Source organism: Nostoc sp. CHAB 5836, assembly GCF_020829445.1.
Classification (GTDB): Bacteria; Cyanobacteriota; Cyanobacteriia; order Cyanobacteriales; family Nostocaceae; genus Nostoc.
In genome coordinates this window covers 1-15313 of record NZ_JAIVFV010000165.1, presented here as the reverse complement: position 1 = coordinate 15313, position 15313 = coordinate 1, and the positions used below count along the sequence as shown (strand labels likewise).

Genomic DNA, 15313 nt, shown 5'->3' with positions numbered 1-15313 from the left:
ATGGTAAAGACCTATCATTAACGGAATAACAAGGGTTCGGTCTATGTATATACATGGTGAAATTTTGTCCATATTTTTTACTTTATTTTCTTATCCCGGTTTTCTGTTCCATTACTACTCGCCCCCCGAATACTGTAGGGTAAATAGTTGTTTGAGTTTTGGGAAATTTGCACCTTCGACGGGAGCAACGCAACACCACGCGGTAAAATATCCCAGGTAGCGAGCTTTTCGCGGGAATATATTCGACTTTTATCGATGCATGGTAATTCCTCCCCAACCTCTTTAAACCCTTCTACGAAGGAGATGGGGAGCTTTTACGCAGTTTTTGGGAAAATATTTGAAAATTATTTTTGTAGTACGAGGCTACAGAAGCAGGAGCAGGAGCGAAGTGTGCCGTAGGTATCGCTGACATACTTCCAGTCCCCACTGTCAAGCTAACCATTAAGTTAAAATAGGAAGCAGAGCAAATATTGTGTATTATCTACCTTGAAATAGCCTAAATGCTTACATAGTAAACTTATATGGCAAAAGATAGATTTCATAATATTGTCAGAAACGCTTTAGAAAAAGACGGTTGGAATATTACAGCAGACCCCTACGAAATTAATGTCGATGATGTGGATTTTGAGATTGATTTAGCCGCAGAGCAACTTTTAGGAGCAGAGAGAGAAGGACGAAAAATAGCGGTAGAAATTAAAAGTTTTATTAGTCCATCGAATGTTTCCGAATTTCATACTGCCTTGGGACAATTTTTAAATTATCGAGATGCTTTAGATCAAATTGAACCCGATCGCCTACTTTATTTAGCCGTAAGATTGCCTGTTTATGAAACTTTTTTTCAACGAAAATTTATTATATCGGCAGTTGAAAAATATCAATTACGATTGGTGATTTACGATGTAGAGCAGGAGATTATTAGTCAATGGCTGTAGAACAATATCGACAATATATTAAACACCTTCTTTCCGAACGGCAAAAGCGAGCTTCAATGTCACGAAAATATGAAGAGTATGAGGTGCAAACAATTTTTGACGAACAACAAGACCATTATCAATTACTTTACGTCGGTTGGAGAGGAAATAAACGGGATTTTGGTTGCATTTTACATCTTGATATTAAAGATGGGAAAATTTGGATTCAACATGATGGTACTGAAATTGGAATTGCTAATCAATTAGTGGAAATGGGAGTACCTAAGCAAGATATTATTTTGGCGTTTCATGAACCTTATATACGTCAGTTTACTGAGTTTGGCAGTTGAAAAATACAATTATATAATTTAACCTGTACTGTAAAGCGATAACTTCGTTGACCTGAGTCCCAAAGCGACACGCTGCGCGTTTACGCAGTATAGCGAAGCTAACACTAACACATCTCACAAAACTTTGCCCATAGCTTTTTTATTCATTATTTGCTAACCCACAGCAAAATCTGTAAACTGTCTTTTATAAGGTGAATGAAATCCGATAACAATGTCTTGTTTTGGAACTCCCATTAAAACTAGCTCTTCCGCAATATTTATCTCGGTTCCATTCCACTGAATCCAAATTTTTTCATTCTTGATATCAATGTGTATTGAACAACCATACACACGACGTTTATTTTCCCAGCCTACATTAACAAGTTGATAATGGTCGCGTACAGTATCAAATATTTGTTCTACTTCTACATCACCATAAGAAGGTTTATAACTACCATTTTTTGTCAAAACTTGCTGAATGTATTCCCTGTATTTTTCTAACTTATCCATTTTACTATCTCCTCAGTTTCAGTATCGTAAATCACTAGTTTTAATTGAAATTCTTGAATTTGAAGCTGTAGAAATTGAAGCGTAAAAAAATCATTATAGGTTTCTGCATCAACTGCTAAATATAGGTTACGTTCTGGTTCTTTTTCCCTAAGAGCAGTACGATAGTTAAGGAATTGTCCCAAAGCAAGATGAAAATCAGTGATAGCTGATGGATTTAGAAAACTTTTGATTTCAACAGCAATTTTTTCTCCTTCCTTTTCTGCTGCAAGTAACTTCTCTGCTCCCAAATCGATACGCATCTGAACTTGACCAAAATCAATATACAGAGGATCGTTTGTAATATTCCACCCGTCTTTTTCCAAAGCTAATCTCACAATATCGTGAAATTTATCCTTCGCTGACATAACTTAATTTATTCATCTGGGAGTATTACCATTCTACCTCATAGTTAAGGTGTGCAAAGTGCTATTGGCTTATACCCAACTTACCAAGCGATGTCTACGACGGGCTACGCCTACGCACCTCACAAAACCGTACCAATTGCACTTTTAATTCAACCCGCATCGTCAAGCGATCGCACTTTTTGATTCAATCAATATTCACAAGTCTAGTAATAACAAATCAACGCTTGATGTCGTCACATAAATGTCTATCTTCTGGGCGGACATCGGAGTTATTTTCCAGGTAGTCTTGTATCAATCCACACCCCCGCACCAGCAAATTATCTAAATCAAAATTTGACAAAACAGACAAAACAACTGCATTATCTTCAGATACGTAAGAAACCAGAGTTTTGCTATCAGCACTAAATTTGATATCCAAAATGCTGCCCGCATGATCTTTGAGGATTTTGATTTCTCTACGAGTATCTACATCCCAAAGTTTTACTGTATTATCCCAAGATACATAAGCAATAGTTTTGCTATCTGGACTAAAACTGACACCGCTCTCACCGAAATCGTAAGGAGGACTTTCTGGCTTAAAAATGACACCGCTCTCACCGAAATAGTGAGGAGGAATTTTGAAAGATTTGATTTCTTTACCAGTGTTCACATTCCACAGTTTCATAGTACCTTCATCTGATGCGGAAGCAAGTATTTTGCCATCTGGACTAAAACTGAAACCAAAAACTCTACCAGCGTGGCTTTTGAGGATTTTGATTTCTTTACCAGTATCCACGTTCCACAGTTTTACCGTACCAGCAAGTGATGTGGAAGCAAGGATTTTACCATCTGGACTAAAGTCAACATTTGGATAAAAGCCATTACCATCAACTGAGTCTGCACGAGCTAAAAGGTTTTTGATTTTTATGCCAGTATTGACATCCCACAGTGTTATCGTACCGTCACTCGATGCGGAAGCAAGGGTTTTATCATCTGAACTAAAGTCAATATTAACAGAGATTGTATAATCTTTGAATGTTTTGATTTTTTCGCCAGTGCTGACATCCCAGAATGTTATCGTACCATCATCCAATGCTAAAGCAATAGTTTTGCCATCGACACTAAAGCTGATTGCCGTTATAATAACTTGATCTCCAAGAAGAAGGGTTCTGATTTCTTTTCCATTAGAAGTATTCCATAGTTTTACGCTACCCCCAGGTTGAAAGCCATATGCGTTTCCATAAACAATTCCAGCAACAATTTTGTTATCTGAACTAAAACTGAAACTTCTAACGGAAGAAATTTTCGTTTTTGTTCCATCTATATGATCCGTAAAAATGTCATATAATTTCCAATGGAGTATTGTTTTTGCTCTAGTAGTATTTTTTATATTCCAAAGTCTCACAGTATTTTTATCTGATGGAAAAGCAATAGTTCTGCCATCGGGACTAAAACTGATAGGACTAAAGGCGATACTTTCAGTCCGCCAGGTTATGTTGCTTCTCAAAGTACTAACTACATTGCCAGTATTGACATCCCAAAGTTGTATTGTATTGTCACTCGATGCGGAAGCAATAGTTTTGCTATCGGGACTAAAGCTGATGCCCATAATGTAACCTGAATGATTCAAGAAAGTTAGGATTTTACCAGTGGAAACGTCCCTAATCGTTATCTGAGAACCTAATGATAATGCAGAAGCAACAATTTTGCCATCTGGACTAAAGCTTACATACACAACCTGATCTTCTTCTTCAAAGGTTTTAAGTATTCTGCCATTAGAAGTATCCCAAAGTGTCACCTTCTGGTCATCTGATGTGGAAGCAAGAATTTTACCATCTGGACTAAAGCTGACTTGGTTAACACGGTGTCCATGTTCAAGGTCTCTAATTTTCCTACCAGTTGTAGTATCCCAAATTGTCACGAATGGGTAGTGTGATGCAGAAGCAAAAGTTTTACCATTGGGACTAAATTTGACATCATTAAATACGGAATTACCCATAAGAGTTTTAATTTTCCTACCAGTTGTAGTATCCCACAGTGTTATACCATTTCCTGCGAAAGCAAGGGTTCTGCCATCCGGGCTAAAGCTGACGCTACGAACAAAGGATGTTCCAAAGGTTTTGATTTCTTTACCTGTGTTAATATTCCAAAGTTTCACCGTATAGTCGTTGGATGCAGCAAGGATTTTACCGTCAGGACTAAAGCGGACACTATTAACTTCGTCTGTATGACCATGACCTTTAAGGGTTTTTATTGGAAACTCATCTACCACCTGCTGCAATGTGGATACAGCCAGCATTCGATTTTCTGACGTTATCCAAGGTTTCCAAATATTTTTTAGTAGTTTTCCAGCTTTAATAACTTCTGTTAACGCTGCTTCATGGTCATTTTGTGCAAAATATTTTTCTGCGGTAACACTCAATCTACCAATTTCCGCATCAGTCCTACGAATCTCACTCACCCCAGCAAATCCCGAAATCACCACCAAACCACAAACCAACCCAGCAATAATACCCTTCCGCAATCTCTGCTTCTGCTTCCTCTCCCTCTCTCGCAACCCCACACCCTTCTCAATAAACCATCGCTGCGGTTTACTAACTTCCTCCCCCCGCTTCTGCAACCAATCCTCCGCTACAGCCAAAGTCGCACCCCGCAACAAAGCCCCATCATCTTTATTACTCTCCAACCATTGCTGCAAAGCCACCTTCAACCGTTCTTGCCAAACACGAAACTCCCGATTATCATCCATCCACCCCCGCAACCGTCCCCAATTCCGAATCAAAGCCTCATGCACAACCTCCACCGTATCCTCAACCAACTGATTACGGTTCGTCACCAACAAACGCTCATTAGCCAACAACGTCACCAAATCCCAATAATCCCCCACCTCATCACGAGTCGCCAACCTGCGGGTATCCTCCGTACCTTCCCCTGGTTGCACCAACTGAATAAACACCCGTTGCGCTCTTTTTTGTTGCTCCCCACTCAACCCAGCATAAACAACATCTGCATGATTTTTTAAAGCCTGCGTTACTCCACCGATTTCTGTATAAGCTTGATGCGTCAACAATCCCGGACGTTGTTTTCCCCACAATTGCGTCAAAGCAAACTGCTGTAAAGGTAAACTACCCTCCCCCGCACCCACATCATCAATCAACTTATTAACCAAACCCTCCTCCAACTCCACAGAAAACCTTGTCGCAGGTTGAATAATTGCCTTTTCTAATTCGTCACGATTCATCGGTACTAGCAAGGAAGGGGGATAATCTTGTAAAGCCTTGCCCAAAGGTTGGTAAGACATGGCTTTACCTAAAAAATCTGCCCTTAAGGTAATCAGCAAAGTAAACCAAGGGGTATGATTAACAGCATCCAGCAAGCTATCAATAAAAATTTGACGCTCTTGAGCATTTGGGCAAAGGGTGTGAACTTCCTCAAATTGGTCAATAACTAGCAGAAGATGAGTAGGGGATAGGGTGTGAAGAACATCTGCAATAATTTTTTGTAGACCAGATATATCGCGTTTTAAGTCAATTTCTAGCTCTAATTCCTGTCTACGTTGTAAAATTTGAGCATCTGACGAAGTGAGCAATTCCGCCGCTATTCCCCTGAATTCTTCCAAGGCTATAGCCAAAGACTCAAAAGGGTTCTTACCCGGACGAAAAGAAATAATTTGCCATTGGCGATGCTCCAGGAGGGAGCTGCCCATAGAGCGATCGCAGTCCGAACCACCATTATCCCCTACAATATTATTCTGCCGCAGTTGGGGAATTAACCCAGCAAACACCACCGAAGATTTCCCACTACCAGAAGCACCAATTACTGCAACCAAAGGTTTACGGGTAACATCAATTACCAATTGCTCAACAAACGCCTCTCGTCCAAAGAAATTTTCTGCATCTTCTTCCCGAAATGCCATCAAACCCCGATATGGACTGCGAGTAATGCCCAAACTTTGCCATGTTGGCGGCACTTCTAACTGATTTTGGACAATTACAGGTAACCAACTCGCACAGGGAAATTGTGACTCAAGCCTCTGTAATTGTTGTCTTGCATATCCCACAGAAATACACAAGGAACTGCCGCCTGTAAATGATTTTAAAAAATGCTTTAAAAACTCCTGTGCAACTTTATCGGGAACAGGTTCGCGCATGACAATTACTTGCGGAATCTGCAAACTTTCTAACTCTCTTGCGATTCCCAAACCATCACAAGAATTAAAAATTGCTAATTGCAATCTTTTGGCGATCGCTGGAAGCAGGGTATCTCTCAATTCTGCCATCGTTAAACTATCATGATGATTGAGAAATATTCGCCCCTGTGTCCCCTGGGTTTGAGAATGTCCGGAGAAAAACAACATATCCCAACCAATTTCATCTTGTAAATAATTATTTAGTTCCTGCTGCAATGGCTCTACAATGGTGACTATTTCCGCATCACCACAATATTTTTGTAGTAGTTGTTCATCCGCTTTAACATTTATTTCCGTACTATCACCCAGAATAATTAAAATTCTAATCTTTTCTCTAAATGGTCGTTCTCTGCGTTCAGCATCCGGCGCACTTAAAGCAACTTCTAAGGGTGTAATACGGAAATAAGGTATAGCATAAAACCCATTCCATAAATGCCAAGGTAGTTTACGTAGTTCTTGACAATCTGTACTAAGAATTACCCTAATTTCATCTTCCCTATCCCAATCTTGTCGATATAGGCAATTTTTGATATGATTAAAAGATTGTGATTGTAACCATGAATTAAAAGAATTAAGTAAGCTTTGCGATCGCTCATCGCATTTTTGTTTCAAATCATCAATATTTACATTCCTAGCGCCAAGTTTTTTAATCCGAGTTTGTCCATCCAAACTGCGGTAAATATCACGCCAATTTTGAAAACATTGAATAATCTCAAGAGCTTGAGGTAGTTCTCCCCTGATTCTAAAGTCAGGACGTTTTCCCTCTTCGCCCACTTCTAAAGTTACTTTATATCCTTTAGAAAACTCACCATCAAATTGAAGGATAACTAACTTTTTCATAGTCGATGCAAACAGATTGACTTTTTTGGATTAATGGGTTGAAAAGAAACGCAGAAATTATTGGTATTTTATTACATAAGCAGTCAAATCTGACTTTTGATTCTTCTGAAGGGACATGATGATTTTGCTCCCAGATACTTCAAATTCTTATACGCATAAGGTGGGGAGTTTTTACGCATGGTGATGATTTTGAGCAGAACTTTTCACAGATATTGGAGAACCTGATAATCTGCAAAGGAGGACAACTTCCACGCTAACGAAGCAGGGCGGCCGCATCTTGTCAATAAGACTATTAGGCATAGCACCGAGATTCGTGTAAAAACCTGCAAGATGACCTGGAAAGGCTTGATTTTGGGTTGTAAATAACGACTTTTTAACTCTCCTGTAGCAATTTTTCAAACCTAGACAGGATAAGAGTTTTCAGACCATCTTGCCGGAAAAAACACATATCTCGGCTCAATGCCAATTTAATGCGTTTTTCAGCACCATAGATTTGATCTACTGAACCCTTAACAGCTTTCCTAAGCCAGCGTTGCCAATCCGTTTCAATATCGCCACTATCAGTTAGCTTAATATCTTTGACACTAATAATAATGATATCTGGTTCACACACAACAAGAATATCACATAGCTCTTTGGAATTCTTACCTGTAGGATTTGCATAGCTCCATAGAGAAAGAAAGGATTTATTGCAGACTTGGTAAACAAATTCTTCTGAATCATTAACAGGTTTATTCATGTTATTAACTAAGTAGAATAAATTACTCTACTTTATCTTTAGTATAAACTCCTTGGCAATTGCCTACAATAATATACTGCGAATTAAAAATTAAACTATGATTTCAGGTTTATTTGTTGCATCAATCTCTAATTTCCGACTCCAGAACCTTCAAGAATTTCTCTTCCAAAACTGTCAAATAAGCGCGATTCAGCTTCCCCAACAACTCCAAAAACTTCTGGATGTATTACTGCAAGGTATATTAATATACTGAACAGTCAACTGATGATCACAAACGAGCGATCGCCAAAGAAGCAATGCCAGCTATCTGCATCTTTCATCTTCTGAGGTTTTATTTGGTTTTGTTCATTTCTAGCCAGTTGCAGAGCGGGAGCTCGTGAAGACGATGGGATATAACTTTTATATCGTCTAAATTAAGAAGTTCTGTTAAAATTTTAATATCTTTTTTGCTAGCCATAACTGTAAATTTACATAAAAATGTTCTGAGTCATATTTACAGTTAACAATAAATATTCCTTACGTGTCAATTACCACAATACTTGTATCAAATTTTTGATACATTTTTTGATAGTTGTTACTAATAATTTGGCATAACAAGTACTGAAGAACCGCAATTCATTAATCAGCGGCGTGTTTAAATCTGCCATCAATTTCCAGAGTTGCTTGCGGTTGGAGTTAAATTATTCTCATAATAAAAGTGCAATCTCTCACGCCCTTACCCATGAACGAACAGCGTCAGCAGGCATATTTCCAATTATTAATGGAGCTACAACAAGCAACCATAGAAAGTAGGGGTGACGTGCAGGTAGTTTACCCCTTGCTGTCAAAGAATACAGACAAACTCGACGGGGTGTTACCAGAAATACTACGCCAGTGGGGGACAAATACACTGGGGGAAGCAAAAGCAGATGAGGCGAAATCCCTAGCAGCAGTTATTGTCCTTTTTAGTAAAAGAATTAGTGAATTCCCCTTAGGTAACAAAGCCAGCAATATGGAAATTGCCATCACTGGTTATGAAGTCGCGCTGACAGTCTACACCCAGCAAGCTTTTCCTCAAGATTGGGCGATGACGCAAAATAATCTCAGTGTTGCTTACCTTGAAAGAATCAGAGGAGAGCGGGCTGAAAATTTAGAGCAGGCGATCACTTGTTGCCATTCTGCTCTGAAAGTTTATACTTTTGACGCTTTTCTCTATGAATGGGCAGCGACGCAAAATAATCTCGGTAAAGCTTTCCGTATGAGAATAAGAGGTGAGCGAGCTGAAAATTTAGAGCAGGCGATCGCTTGTTGCCATTCTGCTCTGAAAGTCAGGACTTACGATGCTTTTTCTTATGAATGGGCAACGACGCAAAATAATCTCGGTGAGGCTTACCTTTACAAAATCAGAGGAGAGCGGGCTGAGAATTTAGAACTAGCGATCACCGCTTGCCAAGAAGCACTCAAAGTTTATACGTTTGACGCTTTTCCCTATGAATGGGCAGCGACGCAAACTAATCTTGGTGAAGCTTTCCGTAACAGAATCAGAGGTGAGCGAGCCGAGAATTTAGAACGAGCGATCGCTGCTTATGAGGAAGCACTCAAAGTTTATACGTTTGACGCTTTTCCTTATGAATGGGCAAGCACGAAAAATCTTCTTGGCAATGTTTATTTGGAAAGATTCACAGGAGAGCGAGCCGAGAATTTAGAACGAGCAATCGATGCTTATGAGGAAGCATTGCGAGTTAGGAAGTTTGATGCTTTTCGTGTTGATTGGGCAATGACGCAAATGAATCTTGCCAGTGCTTATATTTACAGAATCAGAGGTGATCGGGCAGATAATTTAGAACGAGCGCTCGCTGCTTATGAGGAAGCACTCAAAGTTTATACGTTTGAGGCTTTTCCTGTTGATTGGGCAATGACGCAGAATAATCTTGGCGAAGCTTACCGTCATAGAATTAAAGGCGAGCGGTCAAACAATTTAGAAATGGCGATAACTGCTTACCAAAAAGCATTTATAGTCAGGACTTACGACGCTTTCCCTTATGATTGGGCAGCTACGCAAAATAATCTCGGTAATGCTTACTCAATCAGAATTATAGGAGAGCGAGCCGAGAATTTAGAACAAGCGATTGCGGCTTATCAAGAAGCAGTCAAAATTTATACGTTTAACGCTTTTCCTTATGAATGGGCAAGAATACAATTGAATATTGGTGAAGCTTACCGTAACGGAATCAGAGGGGGAGGGGCTGAGAATTTAGAACAAGCGATCACTGCTTATGAGGAAGCACTCAAAATTTATACGTTTGACGCTTTTCCTTATGAGTGGGCAATGACGCAGAATAATCTCGGCAATGCTTACACTAATGGAATGAGCGAGGATGTGGCTAAGAATTTAGAGCAGGCGATCGCAGCTTATACTGCTGCTCTGACTGTCAGAACCCGCGAAGCCTTTCCCCAACACTATGCAGAGACTTTAGTGAACCTAGGTATGGCTTACCAAAATGCAAACCAGTTTACCTCCGCTTACACTACTTTTGCATCTGCTATTGCCACAGTACAATCTTTGCGAGAAGAAATAGTTTCTGGGGAGGAAAGCAAACGCAAGCAAGCGGAAGAATGGAACAGACTTTATAGCCGCATGGTAGAAGTTTGCATAGAATTAAGCAACATTACAGAAGCAATTGAATATGTTGAACGTAGTAAAACCCGCAATTTAGTTGAACAAATCCTCGAACGTGACTCTAAAAGCATCTTCCCTCCGGATGTTGTTACTCAATTAGAAACATACAGGGATGAAATAACCATAGGACAATACCAAATCCAAAATGGTAAAGCTGAAAATCCAACAGTCTTAGCAAAACATCTCCAAGAATTGCGACAGCAGCGTAATGAATTGCAAAACCGCTATTTACCCGTTGGTTATAATTTCAAATTTGACCCCTTCCACGCTACTTTGGATGAGCGTACAGCCATTATCGAGTGGTATCTTCTCAACGATAAGATTCTAGCATTTATTATCAAACCTAGAGGAGAGCTAACAGTTTGGCAATCCCAACCAGAAGATCGAGAAGCTTTAGAAAATTGGTTAAATCAATATTTGCAGAACTACTACAATCAAAAACACCAGTGGCAGAATAATTTAGGGAAAGAACTCAAAAAATTAGCTTCGATTCTGCACATTGATGAAATACTAACCCAGATACCAAGCCACTGCGACCAAGTCATCCTAATTCCCCATTGGTTTCTGCACTTATTCCCCCTTCATGCACTCCCGGTAAGTCAAAATTCTGTAAATTCGCGTTGTCTTCTGGATTTATTCCCTCGTGGTGTGGGTTATGTACCCAGTTGTCAACTACTGCAACAAGTGCAAATGCGACAACGTCCTGATTTTCAATCCCTGTTTGCGATTCAAAACCCCACAGAAGACCTGAATTACACCGATTTAGAAGTACAAGTTATTCAAAGCTACTTTAACTCTAATACTTCCAACGTCCTGAAAACAACAGCAGCGACACTCACAGCAATTAATAATACTGACTTAAACACTTACCACTGCGCCCACTTTAGCTGTCACGGGTATTTTAACTTAAGCAATCCCGGTAAATCAGCACTAATTTTAGCAAATGCACCCGTTGCTGACGCACCGACAAAACCGGACTCTGAACGTTATCTAAATTTGCGATTGGGTGAAACCCATGATTTAGACAAATGCCTTACCTTAGATAAAATCTTCAGTCTCAAATTAGAAAAATGTCGCCTCGTCACTCTTTCCGCGTGCGAAACTGGATTGATTGATTTTCGCAATACCAGCGACGAATACATTGGTTTACCTAGTGGTTTTCTATTAGCAGGTAGTCCCAGTGTCGTTAGTTCCCTCTGGAGAGTAAATGACCTTTCTACCAGCTTTTTGATGATTAAATTCTACGAAAACTTAGCCAAACTTTATAAATTGGAAGCTGGAGATGTTGCCATAGCCCTTAAAAATTCTCAAAAATGGCTGCGAAATCTGACTATTGAGGAATTACAGATATTTAAAGAAGAACACAAACCTGAAATTAAAACAGTCCTTGCTCAATTGAGAAAAGGACAACGAAAAAGAGTTAAGGAATCTTGGAAACTAATCAACCAACGTCAACCCCTACCGTTTGCAAATCCTTACTACTGGGCTGGATTTACGGCTTCTGGACTTTAAGCACCAGATTCCGGTACGTTACAAAACCTTTTCGCACTCAATTTAAACACGCATATACTAATTGCAGTTGCTATACCAGGAGGAATGGAAGCACCAATAGCGATCGCTTCAATTGCTGGAGCAAGCAATCCAGATTCCAAGGCTTCCCTAACTTCATCCTGACAGACAAATTGACGGCATCTTTCCAACCAATCATTTAACGATTTATCTTCTTCCTGTGCAGTTTCCCGCATAGCCAGCAGTGGAACAGCATCGTCCAAATAACCTTCACATTCTTCTATCGTATCCAAGGCTACTAAAGCCTGGGGTTTATCCGCCAACTGGCTGCGAAACTGACTAATTTCTTCTGGTGTAACAGTAATCATTTAATAGTTTTTAATCAGTAAATAAATACACAAAGCCTTGGGTAATTATACATCTAACACAGAATTTAGAGATTTAGCGCTGACACGATATCAACGAGTAGAGGTAATTTTGGTGTGCGCTCGCGTAGGCGGACACTCCGTGCCATCGCGCAAATTTTTTGGACAACTAGAACAATTCACCTGGAAAATTGGGTAATTTCACGCCTTTTTCTGGTATTTATACTAGGTCAGAGGACTAATTAATAGGCTGGAGGTCAAGCATTTTCAGATTCCAGTTCCGCTTGTACTAGCTCATCAAAAGTACACTTGTACACCTGCATGAGTTTTTGAAGTCCTACAGGGGTCATGCGAGGAGCTGTTTTCAGTTGATCCCAATTCCGAACCGTAGAGACGGCTACGCCAAGCTCTACGGCTATTTCTTCTGCTCTTTTACCTGCTCTTAGCCTTAGTTCTTTCATATTCATACCAATAGATTACACCATTAATATAGTACAACTAGCTGGTACTACACACTTGACAAGTACCAGTTAATTAGTAATAATAAATATAGAGAGAGCGCCCGGACTGGTAATCTAGAGCGCTTTCTCTGTCCCTAATAATAAGGAAACTTTATCATGACACATCGAACCTACACACAGCAAGCTCTTCGACGCTACACCCTCCCGCGCCTGAAAACGATCGCCGCCGAACTCGGCATAACACCCACCGGGGACAAGAGAGGTAGTGAAACGTGGATAAACGCAATCATCGCTCACCAATCCGCCCACCCTGAAAAATTCATCACCCCAGCGAACATAGCACTGACACCCATAGAAATCAGCTTTTACGACCACGAATACTACGCTGGGGATAAGTTGATCGCTGCAATCCATTACGACGACGACCTAACGCGACCTTGGGTCGTAATGGTGAACAGCAAAGAAATCCACCGTGCTTCTACGAACATACTTTGTCACCATTACATCTGCTCACACTACAAAGACGGCACACTACCAGTACAAGAGCAAAACGCTACAGACACACCTTCCCCTGCTGAGAACGCAATCATGGCGGAGATTTTCAACGAGTGCCATTCGTACGGGTTTGAAATTCTCAATGATGGGATTTACAACAACGCTGACTTTTCGGAACTGCTAGACCGACCGTTTGATGAATTGACAATCGAAGAATGGCAACGGTTACGGGAGTATGAGCCAGTTGCAGAAAGTCGGGAGTTAGTGAGGGTGTAATTATTCTCATTCTAGGCGATTGCTTGACAACTGCGAAAGCGAACGCTCGCCTTCGGCATCGCCTCTAAGCATATCTTCACCAATCTCAATTCATCTAAGACATTATGAAACCAACGATTGAAGATTTGTCCAAGCGCACGACACTAAATGCTTCGGAGCTAACTGAATTGATTGAAAGGAATTTTGGTGAACGCTCAGGTCTTGAGCAAATCACAAAAAACACAAAAATAGAGGAATTTCCCGAACATTTACAAGGTCAAATTGGGATTACTGCATGGGCATTTACTGAAGAATCAAATCAGCCAAACAAAAAGAAATGATACAGGAGCAGATACCCGCACTTTTATCGTGATTCTTTTCTGACTCCTGAATTCTCGCACAGACAAGAGTGATCGCTCGACTTAAATAATTCGTAATTCGTAATACCTCGACTTACTTCGACTAGCAAGAGTACAAGTCGCTCGGCACAAGGAAAGTAATTCGTAATTAAAGACATTTTCCGACGGGGATTTAAACCCCGACTGAAACTGACCGGAGGCGGAGTGGCTCCGACTCCGCGCTACGTGTAATGGTTGGGGTCTTAAACCCTTTTATTTACGATCAAACAAACACAGCGATCACTCATCAACTACTCGCTTATTCAACTTTTTCCCCATTAAATCAATGCAACCCACAATTACGATACCCAAACACTGGGAATATCCCCGCTTTGCTCTGGAACAACGTACACAACAGGGCATCATTCTGGGGCTTCACTACTACCCAATGGACAATTCGCAATTCGCAATTCGCAATTATCTTTAACTGCGAATTGCGAACTGCGAATTGATAATTGTTTTGGGTGGCGCTATGCGCTGATGTCGCGGAATAATTCTGACGAATTATTCCACTTTGAAGAAAATCAAATCCAACTGCTCTCCCCACAGGAATTAGTCTCACAAATCACCGCAGAGATTGAGTTTTACCAACGTCAAATTGTCATTCTCCAACAACAGTTAGGTGCAACCAATGGCTAAAGAAGTAAACAATAACTTTGACCGTAGAGCGAATCACCTGCTGCGTTTACTTCAACTTTGTGGTGGTTGCGTTCCTCTGCACTCTCTTCAATTCCAAGTCTCAAACTCAGTCATTCAAACACTGCTGGATAAAGAACTGGTGCAAGTGCAGAACACGGGATGCGGTTTTCTGTTGGAGATTGCAGAGGATTGTTAATCCCAAAGGAAAAAATCATGAAACTTTACACCAAAACTATTCCACAAATATTACCCGATTGGGTAACTGCTGTTACGAAAAGCACAGATTTATTTGAGATTGAAATTAACGATGAACATCCTAGTTTTCAATCACTACTTGAAGAGTTAACCACAGAAATTGAACCAGGAACTATCGGGGTGAAAGCCAGAGATTTCTGTTCCAGACTCGGCTTTGAAATGTCTAATTCCAATCTCAGCCAATTACTTGAACAAGCTCAAACCCTGATATCTCTTATTGCTTGGCATTCAGACTACAAGCAACTACTAGAAACAGGGTATCAACCAGATTTAAACATTGCTGATGCTCAAACTGCGCTCACCTATTTGCAATGGGAGTTAGAGCAGAATCGAGAAACTTCTGATTAATACAAAAGCGTTCACCTGAATGAATGCC

At 40.3% G+C, this 15313-nt stretch carries 15 protein-coding genes; 9 read left to right on the top strand and 6 right to left on the bottom strand.

Annotated elements, in window-relative coordinates; translation table 11 throughout:
* Positions 1-521: 521 nt before the first annotated feature.
* Positions 522-932, top strand: a complete 411-nt coding sequence (locus LC605_RS25255; protein ID WP_229550245.1) for a XisH family protein — start codon at positions 522-524, stop codon at positions 930-932.
* Positions 923-1261, top strand: a complete 339-nt coding sequence (locus LC605_RS25250) for a XisI protein (RefSeq protein ID WP_029633885.1) — start codon at positions 923-925, stop codon at positions 1259-1261. Before LC605_RS25255 ends, LC605_RS25250 begins: the two co-directional genes overlap by 10 nt.
* Positions 1262-1414: 153 nt before the next feature.
* Here LC605_RS25250 and LC605_RS25245 read toward each other — a convergent pair whose 3' ends face one another.
* Positions 1415-1750: a XisI protein gene (locus LC605_RS25245; RefSeq protein ID WP_229550244.1), complete on the bottom strand. Its 336-nt coding sequence runs from the start codon at positions 1748-1750 to the stop codon at positions 1415-1417.
* Positions 1738-2154, bottom strand: a complete 417-nt coding sequence (locus LC605_RS25240; RefSeq protein WP_229550243.1) for a XisH family protein — start codon at positions 2152-2154, stop codon at positions 1738-1740. Before LC605_RS25240 ends, LC605_RS25245 begins: the two co-directional genes overlap by 13 nt.
* Positions 2155-2205: 51 nt before the next feature.
* Between LC605_RS25240 and LC605_RS33130 the strand changes: the two genes are divergently transcribed.
* Positions 2206-2337 (top strand): hypothetical protein, encoded by a 132-nt coding sequence (locus LC605_RS33130; RefSeq protein WP_267868660.1) that lies wholly within the window; start codon positions 2206-2208, stop codon positions 2335-2337.
* A 34-nt stretch (positions 2338-2371) separates the two neighbouring features.
* Here LC605_RS33130 and LC605_RS25235 read toward each other — a convergent pair whose 3' ends face one another.
* Both LC605_RS25235 and LC605_RS25230 read right to left on the bottom strand, forming a co-directional pair.
* Positions 2372-7162, bottom strand: a complete 4791-nt coding sequence (locus LC605_RS25235) for a CHAT domain-containing protein (RefSeq protein ID WP_229550242.1) — start codon at positions 7160-7162, stop codon at positions 2372-2374.
* Positions 7163-7535: 373 nt separating this feature from the next.
* Positions 7536-7901: a nuclease-related domain-containing protein gene (locus tag LC605_RS25230; protein WP_229550241.1), complete on the bottom strand. Its 366-nt coding sequence runs from the start codon at positions 7899-7901 to the stop codon at positions 7536-7538.
* Between the two features lie 721 nt (positions 7902-8622).
* On the opposite strand from LC605_RS25230, the gene LC605_RS25225 reads away from it, so the two are divergent.
* Complete coding sequence (locus tag LC605_RS25225) at positions 8623-12072, top strand: CHAT domain-containing protein (protein ID WP_229550240.1); 3450 nt, start codon at positions 8623-8625, stop codon at positions 12070-12072.
* Here LC605_RS25225 and LC605_RS25220 read toward each other — a convergent pair.
* Positions 12069-12437, bottom strand: a complete 369-nt coding sequence (locus tag LC605_RS25220; protein WP_229550239.1) for a hypothetical protein — start codon at positions 12435-12437, stop codon at positions 12069-12071. The genes LC605_RS25225 and LC605_RS25220 overlap by 4 nt on opposite strands.
* A 254-nt stretch (positions 12438-12691) precedes the next feature.
* Positions 12692-12901 carry a helix-turn-helix transcriptional regulator gene (locus tag LC605_RS25215; RefSeq protein WP_229550238.1) on the bottom strand — a complete coding sequence of 70 codons (210 nt, stop codon included), beginning with the start codon at positions 12899-12901 and terminating at the stop codon, positions 12692-12694.
* A gap of 150 nt (positions 12902-13051) precedes the next feature.
* Between LC605_RS25215 and LC605_RS25210 the strand changes: the two genes are divergently transcribed.
* The 5 genes from LC605_RS25210 to LC605_RS25190 all read left to right on the top strand — a co-directional run bounded on the left by LC605_RS25210 (position 13052) and on the right by LC605_RS25190 (position 15285).
* Positions 13052-13666 carry a hypothetical protein gene (locus LC605_RS25210; RefSeq protein ID WP_229550237.1) on the top strand — a complete coding sequence of 205 codons (615 nt, stop codon included), beginning with the start codon at positions 13052-13054 and terminating at the stop codon, positions 13664-13666.
* A gap of 104 nt (positions 13667-13770) precedes the next feature.
* Positions 13771-13986 carry a hypothetical protein gene (locus tag LC605_RS25205; protein ID WP_229550236.1) on the top strand — a complete coding sequence of 72 codons (216 nt, stop codon included), beginning with the start codon at positions 13771-13773 and terminating at the stop codon, positions 13984-13986.
* Positions 13987-14523: 537 nt separating this feature from the next.
* Complete coding sequence (locus LC605_RS25200) at positions 14524-14682, top strand: hypothetical protein (protein ID WP_229550235.1); 159 nt, start codon at positions 14524-14526, stop codon at positions 14680-14682.
* A complete protein-coding gene (locus LC605_RS25195) occupies positions 14675-14878 on the top strand; it encodes a hypothetical protein (RefSeq protein WP_229550234.1) in 204 nt (67 codons plus the stop codon). Before LC605_RS25200 ends, LC605_RS25195 begins: the two co-directional genes overlap by 8 nt.
* 17 nt (positions 14879-14895) lie before the next feature.
* Positions 14896-15285: a hypothetical protein gene (locus LC605_RS25190; protein ID WP_229550233.1), complete on the top strand. Its 390-nt coding sequence runs from the start codon at positions 14896-14898 to the stop codon at positions 15283-15285.
* Positions 15286-15313 lie beyond the last annotated feature (28 nt).